The sequence below is a fragment of the Streptomyces profundus genome, from assembly GCF_020740535.1.
Taxonomy (GTDB): domain Bacteria; phylum Actinomycetota; class Actinomycetes; order Streptomycetales; family Streptomycetaceae; genus Streptomyces; species Streptomyces profundus.
In genome coordinates, this window is record NZ_CP082362.1 from 2,138,940 (window position 1) to 2,163,830 (window position 24,891).

Annotated in this window: 23 protein-coding genes; 4 read left to right on the top strand and 19 right to left on the bottom strand. The window is 70.9% G+C overall.

The features are described from left to right. Positions 1-18: 18 nt before the first annotated feature. Positions 19-1,152, bottom strand: coding sequence for a succinyl-diaminopimelate desuccinylase (gene dapE / locus K4G22_RS09200; protein ID WP_228079393.1), 1,134 nt, complete (start codon positions 1,150-1,152; stop codon positions 19-21). 57 nt (positions 1,153-1,209) lie between these two features. Between dapE and K4G22_RS09205 the strand changes: the two genes are divergently transcribed. Both K4G22_RS09205 and K4G22_RS09210 read left to right on the top strand, forming a co-directional pair. Continuing rightward, positions 1,210-2,127 (top strand): VldE C-terminal domain-containing protein, encoded by a 918-nt coding sequence (locus tag K4G22_RS09205; protein WP_228079394.1) that lies wholly within the window; start codon positions 1,210-1,212, stop codon positions 2,125-2,127. Positions 2,128-2,573: 446 nt separating this feature from the next. Further along, the gene (locus tag K4G22_RS09210; RefSeq protein WP_228079395.1) at positions 2,574-2,834 is read left to right on the top strand and encodes a hypothetical protein; all 261 of its coding nucleotides are present in this window, start codon (positions 2,574-2,576) and stop codon (positions 2,832-2,834) included. A gap of 74 nt (positions 2,835-2,908) precedes the next feature. On the opposite strand, the gene dapC is transcribed toward K4G22_RS09210, so the two are convergent. After that, complete coding sequence (gene dapC / locus K4G22_RS09215; RefSeq protein WP_228079396.1) at positions 2,909-4,009, bottom strand: succinyldiaminopimelate transaminase; 1,101 nt, start codon at positions 4,007-4,009, stop codon at positions 2,909-2,911. A gap of 76 nt (positions 4,010-4,085) precedes the next feature. Beyond that, on the bottom strand, positions 4,086-4,412 hold the full coding sequence (fdxA, locus tag K4G22_RS09220; protein WP_228079397.1) for a ferredoxin: 327 nt from the start codon (positions 4,410-4,412) through the stop codon (positions 4,086-4,088). A gap of 123 nt (positions 4,413-4,535) precedes the next feature. Between fdxA and K4G22_RS09225 the strand changes: the two genes are divergently transcribed. Continuing rightward, positions 4,536-5,534, top strand: coding sequence for a GNAT family N-acetyltransferase (locus K4G22_RS09225; protein WP_228079398.1), 999 nt, complete (start codon positions 4,536-4,538; stop codon positions 5,532-5,534). 63 nt (positions 5,535-5,597) lie between these two features. Here K4G22_RS09225 and K4G22_RS09230 read toward each other — a convergent pair whose 3' ends face one another. From K4G22_RS09230 to K4G22_RS09295, 14 genes are all read right to left on the bottom strand, one after another. Next, positions 5,598-7,550 carry a hypothetical protein gene (locus tag K4G22_RS09230; RefSeq protein ID WP_228079399.1) on the bottom strand — a complete coding sequence of 651 codons (1,953 nt, stop codon included), beginning with the start codon at positions 7,548-7,550 and terminating at the stop codon, positions 5,598-5,600. 153 nt (positions 7,551-7,703) lie between these two features. Next, entirely contained in the window at positions 7,704-8,069 is a 366-nt protein-coding gene (locus K4G22_RS09235) for a DUF6113 family protein (protein WP_228079400.1), read from the bottom strand. After that, a complete protein-coding gene (gene mshB, locus K4G22_RS09240) occupies positions 8,066-8,935 on the bottom strand; it encodes an N-acetyl-1-D-myo-inositol-2-amino-2-deoxy-alpha-D-glucopyranoside deacetylase (protein WP_228079401.1) in 870 nt (289 codons plus the stop codon). The genes K4G22_RS09235 and mshB overlap by 4 nt, the downstream gene beginning before the upstream one ends. Before the next feature lie 40 nt (positions 8,936-8,975). Beyond that, on the bottom strand, positions 8,976-9,170 hold the full coding sequence (locus K4G22_RS09245; RefSeq protein WP_228079402.1) for a hypothetical protein: 195 nt from the start codon (positions 9,168-9,170) through the stop codon (positions 8,976-8,978). Positions 9,171-9,336: 166 nt separating this feature from the next. Further along, entirely contained in the window at positions 9,337-10,455 is a 1,119-nt protein-coding gene (locus K4G22_RS09250; RefSeq protein ID WP_228079403.1) for an ABC transporter ATP-binding protein, read from the bottom strand. A gap of 63 nt (positions 10,456-10,518) precedes the next feature. Next, positions 10,519-11,568, bottom strand: a complete 1,050-nt coding sequence (locus tag K4G22_RS09255; RefSeq protein ID WP_228079404.1) for an ABC transporter ATP-binding protein — start codon at positions 11,566-11,568, stop codon at positions 10,519-10,521. Positions 11,569-11,580: 12 nt separating this feature from the next. Further along, positions 11,581-12,558 carry an ABC transporter permease gene (locus K4G22_RS09260; RefSeq protein WP_228079405.1) on the bottom strand — a complete coding sequence of 326 codons (978 nt, stop codon included), beginning with the start codon at positions 12,556-12,558 and terminating at the stop codon, positions 11,581-11,583. Between the two features lie 87 nt (positions 12,559-12,645). Continuing rightward, positions 12,646-14,466, bottom strand: coding sequence for an ABC transporter substrate-binding protein (locus K4G22_RS09265; protein WP_228079406.1), 1,821 nt, complete (start codon positions 14,464-14,466; stop codon positions 12,646-12,648). A gap of 31 nt (positions 14,467-14,497) precedes the next feature. Further along, positions 14,498-15,469: an ABC transporter permease gene (locus K4G22_RS09270; protein ID WP_228079407.1), complete on the bottom strand. Its 972-nt coding sequence runs from the start codon at positions 15,467-15,469 to the stop codon at positions 14,498-14,500. 374 nt (positions 15,470-15,843) lie between these two features. Then, complete coding sequence (locus tag K4G22_RS09275) at positions 15,844-16,884, bottom strand: ABC transporter ATP-binding protein (protein ID WP_228079408.1); 1,041 nt, start codon at positions 16,882-16,884, stop codon at positions 15,844-15,846. Then, positions 16,877-17,854, bottom strand: a complete 978-nt coding sequence (locus K4G22_RS09280) for an ABC transporter ATP-binding protein (RefSeq protein ID WP_228079409.1) — start codon at positions 17,852-17,854, stop codon at positions 16,877-16,879. Before K4G22_RS09280 ends, K4G22_RS09275 begins: the two co-directional genes overlap by 8 nt. Positions 17,855-17,876: 22 nt before the next feature. Then, positions 17,877-18,821 carry an ABC transporter permease gene (locus K4G22_RS09285; protein ID WP_228079410.1) on the bottom strand — a complete coding sequence of 315 codons (945 nt, stop codon included), beginning with the start codon at positions 18,819-18,821 and terminating at the stop codon, positions 17,877-17,879. Then, positions 18,814-19,737: an ABC transporter permease gene (locus tag K4G22_RS09290; protein ID WP_228079411.1), complete on the bottom strand. Its 924-nt coding sequence runs from the start codon at positions 19,735-19,737 to the stop codon at positions 18,814-18,816. The genes K4G22_RS09285 and K4G22_RS09290 overlap by 8 nt, the downstream gene beginning before the upstream one ends. 28 nt (positions 19,738-19,765) lie before the next feature. Continuing rightward, positions 19,766-21,403 carry a peptide ABC transporter substrate-binding protein gene (locus K4G22_RS09295; protein ID WP_228079412.1) on the bottom strand — a complete coding sequence of 546 codons (1,638 nt, stop codon included), beginning with the start codon at positions 21,401-21,403 and terminating at the stop codon, positions 19,766-19,768. Positions 21,404-21,579: 176 nt separating this feature from the next. Between K4G22_RS09295 and K4G22_RS09300 the strand changes: the two genes are divergently transcribed. Next, on the top strand, positions 21,580-22,770 hold the full coding sequence (locus K4G22_RS09300; protein ID WP_228079413.1) for a beta propeller repeat protein: 1,191 nt from the start codon (positions 21,580-21,582) through the stop codon (positions 22,768-22,770). A gap of 9 nt (positions 22,771-22,779) precedes the next feature. Here the strand turns inward: K4G22_RS09300 and K4G22_RS09305 are convergent, their stop codons facing one another. Further along, the gene (locus tag K4G22_RS09305) at positions 22,780-23,874 is read right to left on the bottom strand and encodes an ABC transporter ATP-binding protein (protein WP_228079414.1); all 1,095 of its coding nucleotides are present in this window, start codon (positions 23,872-23,874) and stop codon (positions 22,780-22,782) included. Continuing rightward, positions 23,867-24,889, bottom strand: a complete 1,023-nt coding sequence (locus K4G22_RS09310; RefSeq protein WP_228084014.1) for an ABC transporter ATP-binding protein — start codon at positions 24,887-24,889, stop codon at positions 23,867-23,869. Before K4G22_RS09310 ends, K4G22_RS09305 begins: the two co-directional genes overlap by 8 nt. Positions 24,890-24,891: the final 2 nt, after the last annotated feature.

Below are 24,891 nucleotides of genomic sequence, written 5' to 3' on the forward strand. Positions count from 1 at the left end.
TTGGCGGCCCGCCGAGGGTCAGCCGCCGGTCAGCCAGGCGCGCAGTCGTTCCTCGCAGGCCAGCACGGCCTCGGTGGCGACGCGTTCGTCCTGGCGGTGGGCGAGGTTCGGGTCGCCCGGGCCGTAGTTGACGGCCGGCACGCCCAGGGCGCTGAACCGGGAGACGTCCGTCCAGCCGAACTTGGGCATCGGCTGCCCGCCGACCGCGTCCACGAAGGCGCGGGCGGCGGGATGCGAGAGGCCGGGCAGCGCGCCGGGCGAGTGGTCGTCGACCACGAACTCCGTGACGCCGCAGCCGTCGAAGACCTCCCGCACATGGGCGAGCGCCCGCTCCTCGTCCAGGTCGGGGGCATAGCGGTAGTTGACGGTGACCACGCAGGAGTCCGGGATCACGTTGCCGGCGACGCCGCCCTCGATCCGGACGGCGTTGAGGCCCTCGCGGTATTCGAGGCCGTCGATGTCCACCCGGCGCGGGGCGTAGGCGGCGAGCCTGGTCAGCACCGGGGCCGCGGCGTGGATGGCGTTGACGCCCATCCAGGAGCGCGCCGAGTGGGAACGCTGCCCCGGCAGCCGCAGCAGCACCCGCAGGGTGCCCTGACAGCCGCCCTCGACCTGCCCGTTGGAGGGTTCGAGCAGCACCGCGAAGTCGCCTTCGAGCCAGTCGGGATGGGCGGCGGCGAGCCGGCCCAGGCCGTTGCGTTCCGCCTCGACCTCCTCGTTGTCGTAGAAGACGAAGGTCAGATCGCGGTTGGGCCGGGGCAGGGTGGCGGCGAGGCGCAGCTGGACCGCGACGCCCGACTTCATGTCGCAGGTGCCCAGGCCCCACAGCACGCCGTCGGCGTCGAGCCGGGAGGGCAGGTTGTCGGCGACCGGCACGGTGTCCAGATGGCCGGCGAGCACGACCCGCTCGGCCAGGCCCAGTTCGGTGCGGGCCACCACGTTGTCCCCGAACCGGTCGACGCGCAGCCAGGGCAGCGCGCCGAGCGCGTCGGCCACCGCGTCGGCCAGCGGGCCCTCGGCGCCGCTCACCGACGGGATGTCCACCAGCCGCGCGGTGAGCTCGGCGGCGTCGAGCCGCAGGTCAAGGCGCGGGGCGGGGCCCTTCTCCGGCCGGCGGGCGAGGTCGCTGGGTGTGGATGCCGCTCGTTCCATGGGGGTCACGGTACCCGCGCGGCCAGCGGGACTCGACGCAGCCGTTACCCTCGTCGGGTGCCCGAACGGACGACCGCCCCACGGCGAAGACGGCGCCTGGTGCGTGGCGCCGGGGCCACCCTGGTGCTGCTCGGCGTGGGCGCCTACGCCGCCATCCAGTACGAGGCGGGTTCCCGCAGTGAGCCGCACTGCGTGGCGCGTGGCGCCGACGGCGAGGGAAGCCATGAGCTCACCCCGGCCCAGGCGGCCAACGCGGCGACCATCGCCGCCGTCGGCGCCACCCGCGAGCTGCCGGAGCGGGCGGTGACGATAGCGATCGCCACCGCGATGCAGGAGTCCAGCCTGCGCAACCTCGACTACGGGGACCGGGACTCCCTCGGCCTCTTCCAGCAGCGCCCCTCGATGGGGTGGGGCACTCCCGAGGAGGTCACCGACCCGGTGTACGCCTCGGACGCGTTCTACGACGAGCTGCTCGACGTCCCCGACTACCTGACGCTGCCGCTGACGGTGGCGGCGCAGGAGGTGCAGCGCAGCGCGCACCCCGACGAGTACGCCAAGCACGAGACCAACGCGGCGCTGCTCTCCGGAGCGCTGACCGGGCGGGTGGCGGCCGGTCTCCACTGCACCACGGGCAACGACCGGGTCGCCGGGGACACGGCCGCGCTGGAGCGGCTGCTCACCCGCGACTTCGGCGCCGAACTGACCGTCTCGCCGGTCGGCGACGGCGACGTGTGGGTGCCGATGCCCGCCGGTGCCACGGCCGAGTCGGGGTGGCGGGTGGCGCACTGGTCGATGACCCGGGCGGCCGAGTTGGGCATCGAACGCGTCGTCTGGGACGGTCGGGTCTGGGAGTCCGCGCGGTCCGACGAGGGCTGGCGTGCGATACCCGAGGATTCAGCGGAGGCCGGGGATTCCGACGCCAATTCCACGGCTTCCCCGGCGATCGTGCGGATTTCGCTTTTCGCGGCCACATAGCGCCGCCAAAGCGCACCCCCGTACCGCCGCCGCGCGGCGCGACTCCGAAGCCCGGAATCGCTCGCCGAACGGGACACGTCAAAAGAGACCACGGCATCCCGTTCTTCGGCATCGCTCCGTCAACTCCGGACATCGGCACGCGTTTTTCCAGCACCCACACGGAACTCTTCGCGAATCTCCCCGCGTTGCCCTTGCCAGGACGTCGTTCTTCCCCGACGCCGGAAACAGCCTGTTGACATGATGTCAAATAACCTGCGCGGGTGCGGGGTTGGGGGTTTCGCCGACGAACGGCCGCTGGGCCGTGCGGCGCATTACGCATTCTTTACCCGCCGCCACCGCAACCGATCGCCCCGACGGACGATAGGCACGGCGTCCACGAGGGGCGTTCACGCCCCCTTCCAGGCCCGCGGCCGTCGCACGTCCGCGGCCGGCAAAGGAGATTCCCCATGTCGCATCCCGCACGTCACACCCTGGCCAGGGCCGCCATGTGCTGTGTCGCCGGCGCCGCCGGCCTGCTGGGCACGGCGGCCGTGGCCCAGGCCGCCGACACCCGGCCGGCCGCGAGCAGCGGCGACGCCGACGTGCTCACCGAAACGGTGAACGGCGTCGGCCGGGCCGCCGTCGACGTGGTGAACGAGGCGGGCGTCGATGTGGCGCCCCGGCTCTCCGCCGGCGGGCGAGCCCTCACCGCCCTGGCCACCGGCTGACCCCGGCGCCGGGCACGGCCGACGGCCGTGCCCGGCCGGCACGGTCGCGGATACCCCGGGAACCCCGGGGAGGCTCAGGAGAGGCGGGCCACCGCGGCGGCGACGCGTTCGTCGGTGGCGGTGAAGGCGACGCGCACGAAACGCTCGCCCGTCGGGCCGTAGAAGTCCCCAGGGGCGACCAGGACGCCCAGCTTGCTCAGCTCGGCCACCGTGTCCCAGCACGGCTCCTGCCGGGTCGCCCACAGATAGAGCGACGCCTCGCTGTGTTCGACGGTGAAGCCCCGGGCGAGCAGGACCTCGCGGAGCGCGGCGCGCCTGGCCGCGTAGCGGGCCCGCTGCTCGACGACGTGCTCGTCGTCGCCCAACGCCACCACCATCGCCGCCTGCACGGGGGCCGGGAGCATCATCCCGGCGTGCTTCCGCACGGCCAGCAGCTCGCCCAGCACGGCCGGGTCGCCGGCCAGGAAGGCCGCCCGATAGCCGGCCAGGTTGGACCGCTTGGAGAGCGAGTGCACGGCGACCAGGCCCTGATGGCTGTCGCCACACACCTCGGGGTGCAGCACCGAGACGGGCTCAGCCTCCCAACCCAGCTCCAGATAGCACTCGTCGCTGACCACCAGCACCCCGTGCGCCCGCGCCCAGGACACGACGGCGCGCAGCTCGGCGACGCCCAGCACGCGCCCGGTGGGGTTGGCGGGGGAGTTGAGCCAGAGCAGCCGCAGCCCGTTCGGATCGAGCGCGGTGGGCGACGCGCGGTAGGGAACGGGCTCGCTCCGGGCCAGCAGCGCACCGACCTCGTACGTCGGATACGCGGGCTCCGGGTACGCCACCCGATCCCCCGGGCCGAGGCCGAGTTGCGCGGGCAACGACGCCACCAGCTCCTTGGAGCCGATGACCGGCAGCACCCCGTGGTGGTCCAGGCCGGCCGCGCCGGTGCGGCGGGCGGTCCAGTCGACCAGCGCGTCCCGCAGCCGGGGCGTCCCCCAGACGGTGGGGTAGCCGGGGCTGTCGGCGGCTTCCGTCAACGCTCGCCTGACCAGCTCGGGGACGGGATCGACCGGGGTGCCGACCGACAGATCCACGATCCCGTCCGGGTGCGCCGCGGCGGTCGCCTTGTAGGGCTCAAGGCGGTCCCAGGGGAAGACCGGCAGGCGGGGGGAGACGGCGGGCGACACGGATGGATCTCCTCGATTGTGCGAGACCGGGTGCTCAGGGTGGCACACGCCTCGGGCGGCGGCCCGAGGCAGCGCCTCACTCGTCGTGGCTCTGCGGCGGCAACGCGCCGACCAGCGGATGGTCCCGCTCGATCAGGCCCAACTTGCTGGCGCCGCCGGGGGAACCCAGCTCGTCGAAGAACTCGACGTTGGCCTTGTAGTAGTCCTTCCACTCGTCCGGGACATCGTCCTCGTAGAAGATGGCCTCGACCGGGCAGACGGGCTCACAGGCACCGCAGTCCACACACTCGTCGGGATGGATATAGAGAGCGCGCTGCCCCTCGTAGATGCAATCGACGGGGCATTCCTCGATGCATGCCTTGTCCTTGAGATCGACACAAGGCTCGGCGATCACGTAGGTCACGCTGTCAGTCCTCCTCGTTGGGGCGGCGATCCGCCTGGGCGCACGTGGCGCGGTGTCGCTGATGCTCCGACCTAGTATCGCCGGTTGAGGCCCATGCGCACACCTGAGGGGTTGGCTCACACGATGGAATTCACGTTCCGGGCTCGGCTCGAAGTCCGTATCACCCCCGCTGACGTGGGGAAACGCGTCTCGATTCGGACGCTTGCGGAGCCGGACGGCCGTTCCGGGCGATTCACGGACACCCTGGGCGTGCTCACCTCGTGGACGAATGGTGTGCTCTATGTCACACAACGCACGGGGCGGTCCGTGAGGCTGTCGGAGTCCGCTCTGGTCGCCGGCAAGGTGGTGCCCCAGGCGCCGGCCAGGCGCCGGGGGATACCGGCCGCCGGAGTCCGCGAGTTGGTCGCCGTCGCCGCCAGGAGCTGGCCGGCGCCCGAGGCCGAACGGCGCGGCGACCTGCTGCTCAGGGCAGGGGCCGGCTGGACCAGGCGGGCCAACTCGGCGGTGCCGCTGGGCCCGGACATGCCCGACCTCGACCAGCTCTGCCGCTGGTACCAAGAGCGCGGGCTGCCGCCCCGCGTCCAACTGGCCACGGGCGCCGCGGACGCGGACGAGGCGCTGGTGGCACTGCTGGCGGAACGGGGCTGGCCGGGCGACGCCTTCACCGCGCTGCTGGTCGGCGCGCTGGCGCCGCTGGCGGACCGGGAGCCGGACCCCCGGGTGCGGATCGGCCGGGAGCTGACCGACGAGTGGCTGGCCGCGAACCCGTCGGCGCTGCGTGATCCGGCCACGGCCCGCCGGGTGTTGAGCGCGGGCCCCTCGGTCTGGTTCGCGCTGGTGCCGGCCGGTCCCGGCGAACCGCCGGCGGCCGTGGGGCGCTGTGTGGTGGACGGGCGCTGGGCCGGCTTCGCCTCGATCGAGGTCGCGCCCGGGCACCGCCGCCGGGGGCTGGCCACCGCGCTGATGGCGGAACTCGCCCGCACCGCCCTGGCCGAGGGCGCGTCGGCGGCCTACCTCCAGGTGACGCTGGAGAACCAGGCGGCCGGCGCGCTCTACGACCGGCTCGGCTTCGCCGCGCACCACCACTACCACTACCGCACCGCCCCAGCCGAAGACGCCTGACGCACGAGGCGGCGCCCACCCGGGGAAGGGTGGACGCCGCCTCGTGGGGAGAACGGGGCCTCGTCAGCCGAAGGTGGCGCCCTCGACCTCGGCGACCCGGCGGTCAGGACCGTCGTCGGCCACGGCGGCCTCGCGCAGCGCCGGGATCAGCGCCGCAGCCGCGTGCTCGGGGGTCATCTCCACCAGGCCGCTGCCCGCGTCGATCAGCACCCCGTCGAAGGTGGAGCCGTACACCTCGGCCAGCGCGTCCGGGTCGATCACCGGCTGGAGGTTGCCCTGGTCGCTGGGCTCCATGCTGAGCACCCGGGTCAACGTGTCGGGGCTCATGGGCAGTTCGACGCCGGCGGCGGAGAGCCAGACCCAGCCGGACATCGCCGGCTCGCCGAACTCCGCGAGCGCCTGCGCCACCTGCTCCTCGCCGACCAGCGGCTCCTGCGTGGTGACGGGCAGTTCGACGACGGAGTCGCCGTCGCCCGCCGCCCGCTCCCTGAACGCCGCCTCCACGGCGTCGGCCGCGCCCTGCGGGTCGATGGCCGAACCGGCCTGCCCCGCACGGCCGATGGCCTGGCCGCCCTCGAAGACGACGGTGCCGTCGACCGGGCCGTTGCCGCCGGCACCCGCGGTGACGTCGGCCAGCGCCACGGTCAGCTTCTCGCGGTCGACGGAGAACACGGCGTCGACCTCGCGGGCGGAGCCGAAGAGCGAGCCGATGACGGCGACCGGGCTGTAGTCCGTGCCAGAGGCGGCGCGCGCGGTGGCCTCCGTGTCCACGGCGAGACCGGCCACGCTGGGCTTCAACTCGACCTCCTGCCCGTCGATCAGCAGGATCAGCGGCTCGTTGTTGGCCGCGTCGAGGCGCGACTCCAGGTGGCTCTGGGCCTCCTGGGTGCTCATCCCGCCGATCTCGGCGCCCAGGACGGTGGTGCCCTTGGACACGTCCTCGGGGTTGAGGAAGAGACCCGCGCCATAGGCGATCACGCCCAGGCCGACCACGGCGACGACCAGCAGCTTCACCTTGGACCTGCCGCGCGGGGCGGCCTTGGCCGCCTTGGGCTCGGCCGGGGGCCGCTCGCCGTCGGAGCCCGGCTCGGGGCGCGGCCCGGGCGGCGGGACCGCGGGCCCCGACCCGGAGGAGGCCGGGTCGTCGGAGGCGAACGGGCTCGGCAGCGCGCCCGTGGCGGTGAGATCGCTCTCGGCGCCGAGCCCCTTGGGCGGCGCGGGCGGGAAGGGACCGCCGAGGTCCATCGTGGTGCCCACGGGGTCGTCGACGGGCGGCGGATGCCCCACGGCCTGCGGGGGAATGCCGCCGGGCCGGGGCGCCGGGTCGTCCGGCGGGAATCCCGCCGGCGCGCCCGAGTGGGGGGCGACCGTCTGCCCCGGGACGGGCGGCACCGCCATGGTGCCGGCGGCCGGCCCCGTGGTCGGGCCGACGGGCCTGGGCGGCAACGGACCCTGCGGAGTGACCGCCGGCGGCCCGTCGGACGAGCCGCCGAACCAGGCGGGGGTGCCCGGCGGTTGATCCACTCCCGGCACGCCCTCCGGCGGCGTGTCGGAGAACTGCGGGTGTCCTCCCGGCGGGGTGGGGGGGCCGTCATCCGACGGCGCCTCCTGGCGGCCCTGCGCGTCGACCTGGGGCATGGCCCCCGTCGCCGGCGGCTTGCGCGGCTCGAACCAGGAACTCGTCTTCTTGCCCGGGTCACCGGCGGCGGACGCCGGGGCGCCCTGGGCGGGGCGGCCGGCCGACTCGGCGCGGGGGCCGGAGCCCGGCTTGTTCCGGGTCGGCAGGGGCGGGGGCGGCGCGGCGCGCACCGCCTCGTCGTCCACGGTCTCCCGCACCACGATCGGGGGAATAGGCCGGGAACCTGGGATGTTGATCCGCGCGCGGGTCGTCATCGTGGTCTCGGTCTTCTTCTCCTCCGCCGGCGGGGGCCCGGGGCGGGCCTCTCCGTCCCCCTCGTTGCGGTGGGGGTCACCCCATCCCCGGGGGTTGGGCGGATTGTCAGTTTCACGACTCAAGGCAGGATCTCCCGGTTGGGCTTCACCAGCCGGCCCGGACACTACCGGGGACGGCGGCTGGCCCCACGATACTGGGGTCGGACAGTCGCCACGCCCTCACCACAGGATTGGCACATCCGTACCCGTGCCCGACATCCGTCGCCGACGCGCCCGTTACCTGGGGGAACGCGTCTCGGGCACGGCGAACATGGGGCGTTCGGTGGGGGCCAGGGTGGCACAGAGCACGGCGACGGTCATACCGCCCAGCAGAAAGAGGTAACTGCTCGCGCCCGCGGCGTAGACGAAGTCGCCCTGGGGGCGGCTGACGGTGAGCAGCAGCACCGCCAGCATCCAGCCGCCGGCGGGGGCGGCGGCGCCGACCCGGGTGCGGGTGAGCAGGGCGCCGCCCCAGAAGAGGCCGCCGCAGCCGGCCAGGGCGAGGAGCGCGCCGAGCGGGAACCATCCGCCCTGCACCAGCGAGCCGGCGACGCCGGCGAGCAGGCCCAGCACACCCAGGCCCAGATAGGCGGCGATCCTCATCGTGACGCTCCCCCGGTCAGGCCGGCGAAGATGTCGTCCCGGGCGCCCGGCGGCGGGGGTTGGCCGGCGCCCAGCCGGAAGTACTCCGTCTCCCAGAGGGGTTGGGCCAGCCCGTTGGAGAGCGCGAAGGTCTCCCCCGCGACCTCGATCTGGGTGGCGTGGGCCGCCATCGCGGCCTGCTTGGCGGCGTAGGCGGCGGCCGTGCCGCGCACCGAGACGGCCACGGACGCCTCGTCGGTCACGCCGGGGAGGTCGCCGACCTCGGCGACGTCGGGGAACCGTCCGGGCCCGTCGGCGCGCAGCCGCTCGAGCCGGGCCTCGGCCTCGGCGGCCGGCAGGCAGTTCCACAGCACGCGGGCCACCCGGTGGCGGTCGCCCGCGCGTTGGACCGCGCGCATGGCGACGCGGTGGGCCTGGATGTGGTCCGGGTGGCCGTAGCCGCCCTCGGGGTCGTAGGTGATCAACACGTCGGGGCGGGTCTCGACGACGATCTCGGCGAGGGTGTCGGCCGCCTCGTCGAGGTCGGCCCGCCAGAAGGATTCGGGGCGGTCGTTGCCGGCCAGCCCCATCATGCCGGAGTCCCGGTAGCGGCCGGGGCCGCCGAGCAGCCGGTGGTCGGTGACGCCGAGGGCGGCCATCGCGGTCGCCAACTCCTCGGCCCGGTAGCCGCCGAGGGCGTCCTCGCGGTCCGCGGCGAGATGCCCGAGCGAGTCGGGGATGATCTCCCCCTCCTCGCCCAGGGTGCAGGTGACCAGCGTGACCCTGGCCCCTGCCGCGACACAGGCGGCCATGGTCACACCGTTGGTGATCGTCTCGTCGTCGGGGTGCGCGTGCACGAGCAGCACGCCGGGCTGACCGGAACTCATGGGGGGCAGCCTACGTTCCCCCTACACGGGCGGGGGTCGCTCAGAAGCTGAGTGAGCTGATCATGTCGGCTACTCCGCTGCTGAAGTTGTCGATGGTCGGGGCCATGTTGGAGCTGGCGAGGTAGAAGCCGAGCAGCACGCAGACCACCGCGTGCAACGTGTTCAGCCCCGCTCGCCTGACCAGCAGAACGACAATGACCAGAAGCAGCAACACCGCTGAGACGGAGAGCGCCACCCGAGATCACCTCCATGGAATCGTGCCTGGTTCAGGGCACGGTGAGACGGCGCGTCCGACGCCGCAGGAGGGACACGCCTTCTCGCCATGCGCCACGGATCATAACGTTCCGTGGCCCTCGCATGGCGCGGAGCACAGGAGCAGACCAGGGGCGCACGCCCCCCGCTCACTCCACCAGGACAGTGCCCTCCTCGGGGAAGTGGCAGGCGGTCAGATGCCCTTCGGCGTCGCCGCCCAGCCGGACCAGAGGCGGCTCCTCGCTGGCACAGCGGGCCTGGGCCTTCCAGCAGCGGGTGCGGAAGCGGCAGCCGGAGGGCGGGTTCATGGGCGAGGGCACGTCCCCCTCCAGGCGGATGCGCTCCCTCCTCCCACGCGCCCCCCTGGCCCCCGAACTCTGGGGTTGCGCCGAGCCGTCCGCCTCGGTCGGGGGCGCGGGATCGGCCAGCACCGACTCGGCCTCCGGCACCGCGGAGAGCAGCGCGTGGGTGTAGGGGTGGCGGGGGCGTTCGTAGATCGCCTCGCGATCCCCTATCTCCACGATCCTGCCGAGGTACATCACCGCGATCCGCTGGGAGAAGTGCCGGACGACGGCGAGGTCGTGGGCGATGAAGAGGAACGCGATGCCGTGCTCGCGCTGCACCCGCCGCAGCAGGTTGATCACCTGGGCCTGGATCGAGACGTCCAGGGCGGAGACCGGCTCGTCGGCGACGATCAGCTTGGGCTCCAGGGCCAGCGCCCTGGCCACGCCGATCCGCTGCCGCTGGCCGCCGGAGAACTCGTGCGGGAAACGGTTGTAGTGCTCGGGGTTGAGGCCGACCGTCTCCAGCAGCTCGCGCACCCTGGCCTCCCGACCGCCGGGCGGGTGCACTCCGTTGATCTCCAGCGGGGCGCCCACGATGGAGCCCACGGTCTGCCGGGGGTTGAGCGAGGAGTAGGGGTCCTGGAAGATCATCTGGATCTCGGACCTGACGGGGGCCAGCTCGCGCCGCGTGGCGCGGGTGATGTCCCGGTCCCGGTAGGTGATCCGGCCGGCGGTCGGCTCCAGCAGCCGGGCCAGCAGCCGTCCGGTGGTGGACTTCCCGCAGCCGGACTCCCCGACGAGGCCGAAGCTCTCCCCGGCGTGCACGGTGAAGTCGAGGCCGTCGACGGCCTTGACGGCGCCGACCGTCCGTTTGAAGGGGAAGCCGCCCTTGACCGGGAAGTGCTTGGTCAGCCCCTCGACGGTCATCAGGGGGTCCCCCGCGGGCGCCTCCCGCTCTTTCTCGGACGTGCTGACGGTGCTCATGGTTGAAGTCCTCACGCTGGCTCGGGCCCGGCCGCTGCCGCCGGGGTGGTGCGGTGCCGGGCCTCAGGCGAGCCTGGGCCTGATCCGTTCGCCGTAGAACGTCTGCTGCTGCGCGTCGGTGAGGTGGCAGGCGGCGCCGCGCCCCTCGGGCAGCGTGGGACGCTCGCCGGCGCAGCGCCCGTCGGCCACCTCGTCCACGAAGCGGCAGCGCGGCTCGAACGGGCAGCCGGGCGGCGGGGAGAGCAGGCTGGGCGGGGTGCCCGCGATGGGCACCAGCTCCTTCTCCACATCGGCGGTCAGCCGGGGCATGGAGGTGAGAAGGCCCCAGGTGTAGGGGTGGCGGGGGGCGGCCAGCACCTCGTGCACCGTGCCGCGCTCCACGGCCCGGCCGGCGTACATCACCAGCACGTCGTCGGCGACGCCCGCGATCACGCCCAGGTCGTGGGTGATCATGATGATCGCCGAGCCGAACTCCTGCTGGAGGTCCATCAGCAGGTCCAGGATCTGGGCCTGCACGGTGACGTCCAGCGCGGTGGTCGGCTCGTCGGCGATCAACAGGTCGGGGTCGCAGATCAGCGCCATGGCGATCATCACGCGCTGGCGCATCCCGCCGGAGAACTGGTGGGGGTAGTCGTCCACCCGCCTGGCCGGGTTGGGGATGCCCACCTTGGCCAGCATCTCGATGGCCCGCTCCCTGGCCGCCCTGCGGGAGGCGCCCCGGTGCTTGCGGTACGGCTCCCCGATCTGGCGGCCGACGGTGTAGTAGGGCGAGAGCGCGGTGAGCGGGTCCTGGAAGATCATGGCCGCGGTGTTGCCGCGCAGCCGTTCGAGGCGCCGCTCGGGCGCGGTCGTCAGCTCCTCGCCCTCCAGCTTGATCTCGCCGGAGATGGTGGTGGTGGACTGGCCGTGCAGGCCCAGGATGGTCTGGGTGGCCACGGACTTGCCGGAACCCGACTCGCCGACGATGCCGAGGGTCCGGCCGCGCTCGACCTCGAAGGACAGCCCGTCCACGGCCTTGACCACGCCGTCCTCGGTCGAGAAGTGCACCCGCAGATCGGACACGGTCAGAAAGGGGTCGGTGTTCGGGCCGGTTTCCGGGCTGGTAACGGTCATTCTCAAACGCTCCTAGGCCAGCCGCACACGCGGGTCGATCAGCGCATAACAGGCATCCACCAGGATGTTGAAGAGCACGATCATCAGCGCGGCGAAGAGCATCACGCCCATCAGCATGGGCAGGTTGGACTCGATCACGGAGTTCACGGCGAGTCTGCCGAGCCCCGGCAGGTTGAAGGTGATCTCGGTGATCATCGCGCCGCCGAACAGCGAGCCGAGGTCGATGCCGAAGATGGTGACGATCGGGATCAGCGAGCCGCGCCAGGCGTAGCGGAAGAACACCGTCGGCCGGGACATGCCCTTGGCCTTGGCCGCGCGCACATGGTCCTCGCGCAGCTGCTCGATCAGCGTCGCCCTGGCCATCCTGGTGTAGTTGGCGGTGAAGATGGTGGCGAGCACCAGCCAGGGCAGCAGCAGCCCGTTGAACCAGCCCATCGGATCGTCGGTGAACGGCACGTACTTGGGTTGACTGAGGATCTGGGTGTTGTGCACCAGCAGCGCGAGGGCCAGCGGGCCGATGAAGTAGATCTGCGCCGAGCTGAGCACCAGGGAGGCGGAGCTGACCGTCTTGTCCAGCAGGGTGCCGCGCTGCCAGGCGGCCAGCATGCCGAGGCCGAGGCCGACGATCAGGAAGACCACGGCGCCGCCGCTGGCCAGCGAGAGGGTGGTGGGCAGCCGGTCCAGGATGGTGTCGAGCACCGGCCGGTTGTCGGTGAAGGAGAAGCCGAGGCAGGGCGCGGGACAGGAGCCGGCCGGGAAGTCCCGGCCCGCGAACAGCCCCACCATGTACTCCCAGTACTGCACGGGCACCGGCTTGTCGATGCCCAGGTTCCGCTCCACGATCGCCAACTGGTCGGGCGTGCAGGTCTTTCCGCAGGCCAGCAGCGCTGGGTTGCGCGGGATCGCGTAGAACAGGAAGAACGTGACGGCGCTGATGATCAGCAGGATGGCGATGGCGCCCAGCGATCGCCGCAGCAGGAATCGGAGCATCGGGTAGCAGCCCTTTTACGATCGGTCGGCCGGGGTCCGGGCGGGGCGCCCACCGCGCTGGGTGGACGCCCCTCAGGTCAGCGACCGTCAGCTCTCGTCCTGGATCACATGGATACGTTGCATGTCCACGGTGCCCAGGCCGGCGTTGAACTCGGCGCCGCCGATCAGGGAGCCGTGCAGGATGTTCATCTTGTAGTAGTAGAGCGGTATCTGGGCCACCACGTCCTCGACGAGGTACTTGTTCAGCCCGAACCACTCGGCAGCCGCCTCGGCGGGGTCGGTGATCTCCCTGATGCGGTCGATCTCCGCGTTGACGTGCTCGTCGTTGAGATGGGTGTAGTTGCTGGCCTGGTCCTGGATCTGCCGGCCGTCGAACTGCGGCGGGATCACCGTGGCGCTGGAGAGCCAGTCATGGCCCCAGTTGCTGCGGTACAGGTCGTAGCCGTTGTCCACCACGCCGATCGTGTCGTAGTAGGAGGTCTGCGGCACATCGCTGCGGTTGACCACGAAGCCGGCCTCCTCCAGCGCGTCCTCCACGGCCACGGCGGCCCTGGCGTCCTCGTTGTTGGTGTGGTGCACGTAGTTCAGCTCGTAGCCGACCGCGTCCGCCTCCTCCAGCAGCTCCCTGGCCCGCTCGATGTCGCCCTGCGGGTTGGCCAGCTTGCCGTAGGGGTCGTAGCCCTCCTCGTAGCCGGGCAGCAGCGGGCTGATCAGGCCACCGGCGTACTCGCCGGAGAACGCGCCCCCGTAGGCGTTGAGCACGCCGTTCAACGGGAGGGCGTAGGCGATGGCCTGGCGCACCTTGACGTCGGTGACCCGGTCCATGTTGATCGCCAGGGCGGCCACATACTGCTGGTAGCCCTGGACCAGGCGCTCCTGGTACTCCGGGTTGGAGGCGACCTCGGGGGCGTTGCCCGGGTCCACGCTGCTGTTGAAGCTGAGGGCGTAGCGGTCGTCCCCGTTGTCGGCCATCAGTCGCGTGGTGGAGTCGTCCGCGCTGTGGCCGAAGGTGATCTCGAACCGGTCCGGGTAGGCGTTGCGCGCCGGATCGGTCGCCGGGTCCCAGTGCTCGTTGCGCACCAACGTCATCGAGCGGTCGGGCCGGAAGTCCTCGATGGCGTAGGGGCCGGTGGTCAACGGCTCCTGGTCGTAGGTCTCCTGGGTGTCCCCCGCCTCGGAGACCAGCGCGTAGCCGACCATCGAGAGCGCGTAGGGGAGGTCGGTCTGCGGCTGTTCGAAGTGGAAGACCACCGTCTTCTCGTCCGGGGTCTCCAGCACCGTGTCCGGCAGGTGGTCGCCCTCGTAGGGCCCCTCGGGCAGCAGCTCGCGGTACTCGGCGCCCTCGGCGTCGGCCAGCCACTGCTGGACGAAGGTCGGGCCGTTGGTGACGAAGGGGGCGAAGGTGCGCTCGAAGGTGTGGCGGACGTCGGCCGAGGTGATCGGCGTGCCGTCGTTGAAGTGGATGCCGTCCTTGAGGGTGTACGTCCAGGTGCGGCCGTCCTCGGAGACGGTGCCGGCGTCGGTGGCCAGGTCGCCGACCACGGTGTAGTTGCCCTCGTTGTCCAACCGGACGGCGGTCAGGCCCCGGTGGATCAGGGACGCGATGGTGGACTCGGCCGCCACATAGATCTGCCCCGGGTCCAGGTGGTTGGGGGAGACCTCCTGAAGCACGTAGACCGTGCCGCCCGGGGTGGCGCCGGGCACCTCCTCGGCCGGTCCCGTGGACGCCTCGACGTCGCCGAAGGATATCTCCTCGGGTGCCTCGGCGGCCGGCCCCCCGTTCTCCTGGCCCCCGCCGCCGTCGCCCCCGCCACCTCCGCCGCTGCTACACGCGCTGAGGATCAGCGCGCCGGTCAGGGCGATGGCCGCCCCCGTCAGGCGCACCTGGCGCAGTGATCTCTTGCTCATGGGTTCTTACGCACCTGCCCGTTTCGTTGTGTCAGCGGATGGTCTTGGGGTCGAACGCGTCGCGCACCGAGTCCCCGAGCAGGTTGAAGGCGACCACGAAGACCACCAACGACACTCCGGGGAAGAACATGTAGGTGATGTCGGCGCGGTAGACCTCGGCACCGATGGCGAACATCCGCCCCCAGTCGGGGGTGGGCTCCACCAGGCCCACGCCGAGGTAGGAGAGCGCGGCGGCCGTGGTCACGAAGTTGGGCAACATGTACGTCGCCTGCACCAGCATCGGGGAGACCACGTTGGGCAGCAGCTCCTTGCGGATGATCCGCCAGGGCGAGGCCCCGCTCACCTTGGCCGCCTCGACGAACTCCCGTTCCCGCAGGGCCAGCGTCGCGCCGCGCAGGATGCGGCCCAGCGTCATCCAGCCCAGCACCCAGAGCACCACGACGATCGAAACCACCCGCACATAGGTGGGCGTCTCCTCTCTCGGGTCCACGAAGAGCGTCGCCACGATCGGCAGGAAGGCCACGAAGAACAGCTGGTTGGGGAAGGCCATCAGCAGGTCGATGAACCGGCTGATCAGGAAGTCGGTCTTGCCGCCCAGATAGCCGGCGGCGATGCCCAGCACGATCGCGGTGAGGGTGGCCAGCACGGTCACCGCGAGCGCGATCAGCAGCGAGGTGCGGATCCCGTACACCAGCTGGGTCAACACGTCCCGCCCCATGCCGGGTTCGAGACCGAACCAGAACTCCCCGTCGATTCCGCCGTTGGGCTTGACCGGATAGCCGAACTCGTTCAGCAGATCCGGTTCTATCTGGCCGTAACGGGTGTAGGGGTCCTTTCCGTACAGCCAGGAGATGACGGGCGCCAGCAGTCCCACCAGGAAGAAGGAGAGCACGATACAGGCGGATATGACCCCGATCCGGTCGCGGCGGAATCGGCGCCACATCAGCTGCCCAGGGGACCGGCCCACCAGTTCGGCGGCGACGACCTGGGTATCGCTGGACATCAGATGGCCCCCCGATGGCGCTCTCGCGTGCGATGCGTGTAGAGCGCGACTTTGGCAAGGGGTGGAGTTTCCCGTCAAGGGATAACAAAGGTATAAACCTCTGAAGGTGCCCGAGCAGGCCAATACGAAGGCGAACTGACGCCATATCGCGCTTGACCGGACCAGAGTCAATCAGAAATGTACGGATAAGGCGGGAGGCGGCCTGTTAACAAGGCGGCAACGCCCCCGACCCGGCACCGATATCCGAACGTCCCAGACTGTGGCGGTACGGCCGTGCGGGTGCCGTAGACCGAGGCGGTGCGGCCATGGGACCGCACCGCCTCGGTACCTCCAACTCCGCTGCCTCCGCTGCCCGTTGGGCTGCCTCAGCCCGTTCAGTCCGCCGTGACCTCGGGTTTGGTGGCCGCGAAGTGACAGGCCGACGGATGCGCGACGGGCGGCCCCTCGGCCCGCAGATGCCCGGGAACGACCAGGTCCGGGTCCACGTCGGCGCACTTCTGCTGGGCCTTCCAACACCGGGTACGAAAATGGCATCCGGAGGGCGGATTGGCCGGAGAAGGCACATCTCCGGCGAGAATGATCCGTTCCCGCCGGCTGCTCGCCACCGGATCGGGCACCGGCACGGCGGAGAGCAGCGCCTGGGTGTACGGATGGGTCGGAAACCGGTAGATCTCCTCGTCGCTGCCGATCTCCACGACCCGCCCCAAATACATCACGCCGACACGGTCGGAGATATGGCGAACAATCGAAAGATCGTGGGCGATAAACATATACGACAGGCCAAACTCATTCTGTAGCCGCTCCATCAGGTTGATCACCTGGGCCTGCACGGAGACGTCCAGCGCGGAGACCGGCTCGTCGGCCACGATGATCTCCGGATTGAGGGCCAGACCTCTGGCGATGCCGATACGCTGGCGCTGGCCGCCGGAGAACTGGTGCGGATAGCGGTTGATGTACTCGGGGTTGAGCCCGACCACGTCCAACAGCTCGCGCACCCTGGTCCTTCGGTCCCCCTTCGGCGCCACCTCGGGGTGGATCTCGAACGGCTCCCCGATGATGTCGCCCACCGTCATCCTGGGGTTGAGCGAGGTGTACGGGTCCTGGAACACCATCTGGATGTTCCGCCGCACCGCCTTCAGCGCCCGCCCGGACAGCCGGGAGATGTCCTCGCCCTTGTAGCGGATGGTGCCCGAGGTCGGCGACTCCAGGTTCATCAGGAGCTTCGCCACCGTCGACTTTCCGCACCCCGACTCGCCCACGATGCCCAGCGTCTCGCCGGGGTAGAGGGAGAGCGACACCCCGTCCACCGCCTTGACCGCGCCGATCTGCCGCCTGAACAGGATGCCCCGGGTCAGCGGGAAGTGCTTGACCAGATCGACGACCTCCAGGATCGGCTCGCCGCGTGGGTCACTCACCGACGGTCTCCTTCCAGAAGTGGCAGGCGCTCGACCGCAGGGGCGCGACCTCGTAGAGCGGGGGGCGGGGATCGACCCGGCAGACGTCCCGCGCCAGCGGGCAGCGCGGGTGATAGGGGCAACCCGCGGGAATACGCGCCAGGTTGGGCGGCAGGCCCTTGATCGCGCGCAGCTCGCCCCCCTTGTGGTCGAGGCGCGGGATCGACTCCAGCAGGCCCTTGGTGTACGGATGCGCCGGCCGGCTGTACAGCTCGTGCACCGGGGCGTTCTCCACGATCCGGCCCGCGTACATCACCGCGATCCGGTCCGCCACTCCGGCGACCACGCCCAGATCGTGGGTGATCAGGATCAGTCCCATCCGGAACTCGCGTTGCAACTCCCCCAGCAGGTCCATCACCTGGGCCTGCACGGTGACGTCCAGCGCGGTGGTCGGCTCGTCCGCGATGATCAGCTCGGGCTCCAGGGCCAGCGCCATCGCGATCATGATCCGCTGCCGCATACCGCCGGAGAACTGGTGCGGATAGTCGTTGACCCGCTCCCTGGCGGCCGGGATGCGCACCCGCTCCATCAGCTCGATGGCCCTGGCCTTCGCCTCCTTGCGGCCCGCGCCCCGGTGCACCCGGAACATCTCGCCCAGCTGGTAGCCCACGCTCAGCACCGGGTTGAGCGAGGAGAGCGCGTCCTGGAAGATCATCGCGATCTTCTCGCCCCTGATCCGGCGGCGCTCCTCGGCGCGGAGGGTGAGCAGGTCCCGGCCCTGGAAGCGCACCTCGCCCCCGGCGATCCGGCCGGGTGGCGAGTCCAGGATGCCCATGACCGCCTGCGCGGTGACGGACTTGCCCGAGCCCGACTCCCCCAGCACGGCGAGCGTCTCGCCGGCGTCCACCGAGTAGCTGACCCCGTTGACCGCCTGGATCAGCCCGTCCCTGGTCTGGAACTCCACGCGCAGATCGCGGACTTCGAGCAGCATCGCGTCTCCTTCCCTTCGCCCCTCAGCGCAGCCTGGGATCGAGGGCATCGCGTACCGCGTCGCCCAGCATGATGAAGGCCAGCACCGTGATGCTCAGCGCGGCGGCCGGATAGAGCAGGATGTGGGGCGCGTTGCGGAACTGCATGCCGTCCGAAGCGGCCGAGATGTCCACGCCCCAGGACACGGTGGGCGGCCGGAGGCCCACGCCCAGATAGCTGAGCGTGGCCTCAAGCGCGATGAAGGTGCCCAGCATGATGGTGGCCATCACGATCACCGGGGCGATGGCGTTGGGCATGATGTGCCGCAGCAGCATCCTGGTGTTGCTGGCGCCGAGGGCGCGGGCCGCCTGCACGTAGTCGTTCTGCTTGGCGGTGATCACCGCTCCCCTGGCGATGCGGGCGATCTGCGGCCAGCCAAGCGCGGCGATCACCAGCACCACCGGCCAGATCCCGCTGAGCGTGATCATGCTCAGGAAGACGATGGCGCCCAGCACCATGGGGATGCCGAAGAACACGTCGGTCAGCCGGGAGAGCAGGGTGTCCCAGAACCCGCCGTAGAAGCCGGCCAGGCTGCCGACCACCGCGCCGACCAGGGCGACGCCGAGTGTGGCGCAGACGCCGACCGCGATCGAGGCCCGGGCGCCGTAGACGGTGCGGGTGTAGACGTCGCAGCCCTGGGTGTCGAAGCCGAACCAGTGCCCCGCGCTGGGCCCTTCCAGGGAGCGGCCCAGCTGGCAGTGGACGGGGCTGCGCGAGGCGATCAGGGACGGCCACAGGGAGATCAGCACCAGAAAGAGAATGAGCAGCGCCGAGATCACAAAGATCGGGTTGCGACGCAGATCGTGCCAGGCGTCCGACCAGAGGCTGCGCGCCTCCTCCGGCACCGGCTCGACGCCGGTCACCCCCAACGCCTTGGCGCCCGCGTCCTCCTGGCCCCCGAACGGCGGTTGCGACGTGGGTTCAGGCATAGCGAATCCTCGGGTCGAGCACGGCGTAGAGGAGGTCGACCAGCAGGTTGGCCAGCAGGAAGATCAGCACCAGCACCACGACGAAGCCGACGACGGTCGGGGAGTTCTGCCGGAGGATGCCCTGGAAGAGCTGGTAGCCGACGCCCTGGATGTTGAAGATCCGCTCGGTGACGATGGCGCCGGCCATCAGGTTGCCGATGTCGGCGCCGAGGTAGGTCACCACCGGGATCAGGGAGTTGCGCAGCAGGTGCCGCACGGTCACCCGCCGCCTGGGCAGCCCCTTGGCCACGGCCGTGCGGATGTAGTCGGCGCGGATGTTCTCCGCCACCGAGGTCCTGGTCAGCCTGGTGACATAGGCGAGCGAGACCAGCGCGAGGATCATCCCCGGCACGATCAGCTCGTCGATCCGGCCCTCGGGCCCGACCGCGGGATCGATCCAGCCGAACTCGACCCCGAGGAAGTACTGGAGCGTGGTGCCCAGCACGAAGGTCGGGATCGCGATCACCACCAGGGTCAGCACCAGCACCGAGGTGTCCAGCGAACGGCCGCGCCGCAGGCCGGTGATGACGCCCAGGGTGATGCCGATGATCACTTCGAAGATGAGCGCGACCAACATCAGTCGCGCGCTGATCGGGAAGGCCCGTCCCATCAGGTCGATCACCGGCTCGCCGTTGAAGGCCGTACCGAAGTCGCCGGTGAAGATCTTGCCCATGTAGAGCACGTACTGCTGCCACACCGGCTTGTCGAGGTTGAACTCGGCCCGCAGCGCGGCGGCGGTCGCCGGGTCGGGACCGCGGTCCCCGAAGAGGGCGGCCACCGGATCGCCCAGCGCGTAGACCATCAGGAAGATCAGGAAGGTGGCGCCGATGAAGACCGGGATCATCTGGAGCAGGCGCCGGATGACGTAGCGTCCCATGGGGCCTCCGATGGGGAGCGAGGCGGGGTCAGCCGACGGTGATGTCGGTGAAGACCGGCACCGAGAACGGGTTCAGCCGCACGTCCCGCAGGCGTTCCGAGTAGCCGGCGGTGCCGTTCTGGTACCACAGCGGGATGGCCGGCAGATCGTCCACGAGCACCTGCTCGGCGTCCTGGAAGAGGCTCACCGAATCGTCCTCGTTGTCCGCCGAGTTGGCCTCGTCGACCAGCGCGTCGAACTCCTCGCTGCTGTAGCCGCCGTCGTTGGAGGAGGCGTCCGTGTAGTAGAGCGGCTGGAGGAAGTTCTGGATCAGCGGGTAGTCCATCTGCCAGCCGGTGCGGAACATCCCGGTCATCTCGCGGTTGGAGATCTGGTTGCGGAAGTCGGCGAACGTCGGCACCGGGTTGACGGTGCAGGCGTTCTCGCTCTCCAGGGCGTTGTTGACGCTGTTGCAGACCGCGTCGAGCCACTGCCGGTGCGAGCCGGTGTCCACGTTGGACGAGAGGGTGACCCGGCCGCCGGGCAGGCCGCCGGCCTCGTCGATCAACTCCTTGGCGCGGTCCGGGTGGTACTCGCAGACCTCGCCGCAGAGCCCCTCCTGGAAGCCGCCGGCGTCGCCGAGCACCGGCGAGGTGAAGTCGCTGGCCGGGGTGCGGGTGTCCTGGAAGATCCGCTGGGTGATCTCCTCGCGGTTGATGGCCATCGACAGGCCCTGGCGCAGCTTGACGCCGTCGTCGCCCGACCAGGCGTCGTCGTACAGCGGGAAGCTGACGGTCTGGATGATCCCCGCCGGCTGGTTGATGTAGCGGTCGCCGAGATCGGACCGCGCGTTCTTCAGCTGCGAGGCCGGCACATCGTCGATCAGGTCGAGGTTGCCGGCCTGGAGGTCGGTGTAGGCGGTGTTGTTGTCGGTGTAGACCCGCAGTTCGACTCCGTCGTTCCGCGCGTCGTCCGGGCCGCTGTAGTCGTCGTAGCGGACCAGGTTCATCCGCTGGCTGCGCTGGTAGGAGTCGATCTGGTACGGGCCGTTGCCGACCGGCTTGGCCAGCCAGGCGTCATGGTCCTCGAAGAACGCCTGCGGCAGCGGGGCGTAGGCGGCGTAGCCCAGGGTCTCGGGCCAGAGCGCGAAGGGTTCGGAGAGCCGGACCTCGAAGGTGTGCTCGCCGGTCACCTCAAGGCCGCTGAGGGTGTCGGCGGTGGCCTCGGCCCCCTCCTCCTCCGGGTGGACCTCGTCATAGCCCTCGATGAACTGGAAGAAGTAGCTGGCCACCTGCGCGTTGTCCAGATGCGCGCCGTAGTTCCAGGCGTCCACGTAGGAGTCGGCGGTGACGGGCGTCCCGTCCTGGAACTGCCAGCCGTCCTTGATGGTGACGGTGAAGTTCCGCTGGTCCTCGGTCTCGATGGACTCGGCCATCATGTCCTCGGCCTCGCCGGTCTCCGGGTTGTACCGCTTGAGCCCCCGGAAGATCATGTCGAGCACCTTGCCGCCCTGCACCTCGTTGGTGTTGGCCGGCTCCAACGGATGCTGGGGATCGCCCCAGGAGGCCCGGATCACCCCGGAGCCGCCCCCGTCGCCTCCCGAGTCGCCGCCGCCGCAGCCCGTGGCGACCAGGGCGACGGCCGTCGCCCCGACGAGGACTGAGCGCAGACGGATGCTGCCGGGCATGGGCGCCTCCTGCGAGGGGAGTGGATGCGGTTATCCGGCGATGGGGGAAATATCCCGGGTTCACGCCGCGTCCGTCCCTTGTATCCCTATTTACAGCCAATCAGACGCGCATCATCCCGGAGTGTTGCCCGAAAACCCCCATATGCCGGACCGCCCCGCTGGGTTATCGTCCGGCCATGGCACGCAGGTCCCCCCTCCCGCAGGTGCTGCTGCTGGCCACGCTGGCCCTGTTGAGCTGCACCGCTACCGAACAGACCACCGACGACCCGGCCGCGTCCGAGGCGCCGACCCCGACGCCGCGCGCCGTTCCCTCGATCGCCCCACCGCCGATCCCCTCGGCCCCTGAGCTTTCCGGCCAGGTGACACAGCTGAGCCTCGCCGGTCCTGACCACGCCGCCGCGCTGCTGATCGGCTGCTCCCCGGCGGACGGCACGGACGACTGCCCCTACCACGTCGCCGTCCTCGAATCCGACCAGTGGCAGGTCAGGGAGACCCCGCTGCCCCCCACCCCGCGCGGCGGCAGCCTCTACACCGTGGAGGCGGTGGGCACCGAGGCGCTGCGGATCTCAAGCGGCGAACAGGACTGGGTCTCCAGCGACGGCGGCCGGCACTGGACCCCCGCCGAGCCCACCGCGACGGAGTCCGTCCCCGAGATCCCCCCGGGGGCCGTGCCGAGGCCGGCCGGCCAGAACGCCGACGACCGGGCCATCGAGGTGCTGCTGCCGGAGACCGCCGAGGCGCGCCGGCTCGCCGAGCAGCCGCCGCTGACCGAGCTCGGCCGCCCGGGGCCACTGCCGGACGGCGGCTGGTGGGTGGCCGGGCTCGACCCGGAGACGGAACAGCCGGACATCGCCGTCACCAGGGACGCCGGGCGCGGCTGGCAGCGGCTCGGGCTGCTCGACGCGATCCCGACGCCGCACCCGCACGAGGTCAACTCCCTGGTGCTGGCCGCAGGACCCACCGACTGGTACGTGCTGGCCAGCGGCAACGGGGCGGTGGGCACCGGCGGCGCGGCGCTGACCACCAGCCTGCTCACCGTCTACCGCAGCTCCGACGAGGGCGCCAGCTGGCGGCCCACCTGGTCACCCGGCTCGGGCCCCGGGCCGCAGTCGCTGGTGGGCACGCCGATCGCCGGCGCCGACGGCAGCCTCACGGTCTACTCGTTCGACGCCATCTACACCAGCACCGACCGGGCCCTGAGCTTCGCCGTCACCCGCCAGGGCGCGCCCCCCGAGCTGCCCGAGCTGACACCGGCCGGTCATCTCCTCACCGACCTGGGCCAGCCCGGGCACTACCGGCTCTCGGCCGACGGGTTCAGCTGGCGCACCGTGATCCTCGGCGGACGGGACCGCGCGGGCGCCGGCTGAGCGCACGTCTCAGACGTGCACCACGTCCCGCTCCTCGGCGAAGTGGCAGGCCGACAAGTGCGCGGCCCCCGCGGACTCGGCACCGCCGGCGGCGGGGCCCTCAGGGCTTTCGGAACCCTCGGAGCCCTCAACGGGCTTCGGCTGGAACCGTTCGGGCACCGCCAGCAGCGGCACCTCCTCGGCGCAGCGGTCCTGCGCCTTCCAGCAGCGGGTGCGGAAGCGGCAGCCGGACGGCGGGTTGGCCGGGGACGGCACGTCGCCGACCAGGATGATCCGCTCGCGCGCCTCCCGCACCTCCGGGTCCGGCTGCGGCACGGCGGAGAGCAGCGCCTGGGTGTACGGATGGGTCGGGTGGTCGTAGATCTCGGTGTCGGTACCGACCTCGGCCAGCTTCCCCAGGTACATCACGCCGACCCGGTCGGAGATGTGCCGCACGATCGACAGGTCGTGGGCGATGAACACATAGGAGAGGTTGAACTCGTTCTGTAGCCGCTCCATCAGGTTGATCACCTGGGCCTGCACGGAGACGTCCAGCGCGGAGACCGGCTCGTCACAGATGATGATCTCCGGGTTGAGCGCGAGCCCACGGGCGATGCCGATGCGCTGGCGCTGGCCGCCGGAGAACTGGTGCGGATAGCGGTTGATGTACTCGGGGTTGAGCCCGACCACGTCCAACAGCTCGCGCACCTTGGTCCGCCGGTCCCCCTTCGGCGCCACCTCGGGGTGGATCTCGAACGGCTCCCCGATGATGTCGCCCACCGTCATCCGGGGGTTGAGCGAGGTGTACGGGTCCTGGAACACCATCTGGATGTTCCGCCGCACCGCCTTCAGCGCCCGCCCGGACAGCCGGGAGATGTCCTCGCCCTTGTAGCGGATGGTGCCCGAGGTCGGCGACTCCAGGCTCATCAGGAGCCTCGCCACCGTCGACTTTCCGCACCCCGACTCGCCCACGATGCCCAGCGTCTCGCCCTGGTACAGCTCGAAGGAGACATCGTCCACGGCCTTGACCGCGCCGATCTTCCGCTTGAACAGGATGCCCTGGGTCAGCGGGAAGTGCTTGACCAGGTTGGTCACTTCCAGGATGGGCTCGCCCCGGTCAGCCATGGATCGTCTCCTTCCAGAAGTGGCACGCGCTCCGCCGGCCGCCGATGGGGCCGCCGTCCTGCTCCAGGACGTCGGCCAGCGGCGGCGCCTCCTCGCGGCAGATGTCCTGCGCCAGCGGGCAGCGCGGGTTGAACGCGCAGCCCTGTGGGATCGCGGTGAGGCTGGGCGGCATCCCCTGGATCGCGTAGAGGTCCTTGCCCTTGTGGTCCAGGCGCGGGATCGACTCCAGCAGACCCTTGGTGTACGGATGCGCGGGCCGCTTGTACAGCTCGTGCACCGGGGCGGTCTCCACGATCCGGCCCGCGTACATCACCGCGATCTTGTCGGCGACGTCCGCCACCACGCCCAGGTCGTGGGTGATCAGGATCAGGCCCATCTGGAAGTCCCGCTGCAACTCGGCCAGCAGGTCCATCACCTGGGCCTGCACCGTGACGTCCAGCGCGGTGGTCGGCTCGTCCGCGATGATCACGTCCGGCTCCAGGGCCAGCGCCATCGCGATCATGATCCGCTGCCGCATACCGCCGGAGAACTGGTGTGGATAGTCGTTGACCCGCTCCTTGGCGGCCGGGATGCGGACCCGGTCCATCAGCTCGATGGCCTTGGCCTTCGCCACCTTGCGGCTGTCGCCCCGGTGCACCCGGAACATCTCGCCCAGCTGGTAGCCCACGCTCAGCACCGGGTTGAGCGAGGAGAGCGCGTCCTGGAAGATCATCGCGATCTTGTCGCCGCGCAGCGACTGCCGCTCGTCCTCGGACATCTTGAGCATGTCCTGGCCGCGGTAGAGGATCTCGCCACCGGTGATCCTCCCGGGCGGGATGTCCAGGATGCCCATGATGGTCTGCGCGGTCACCGACTTGCCGGAGCCGGACTCGCCGAGCACCGCGAGGGTCTCCCCCGCGTCCACCGTGTAGCTGACGCCGTTGACCGCCTTGGCCGCGCCCTCTCTGGTGCGGAACTCGACATGCAGGTCCCGGACTTCGAGCAGCGGAACGCCGGGGATATCCGCCTTGGTCATTT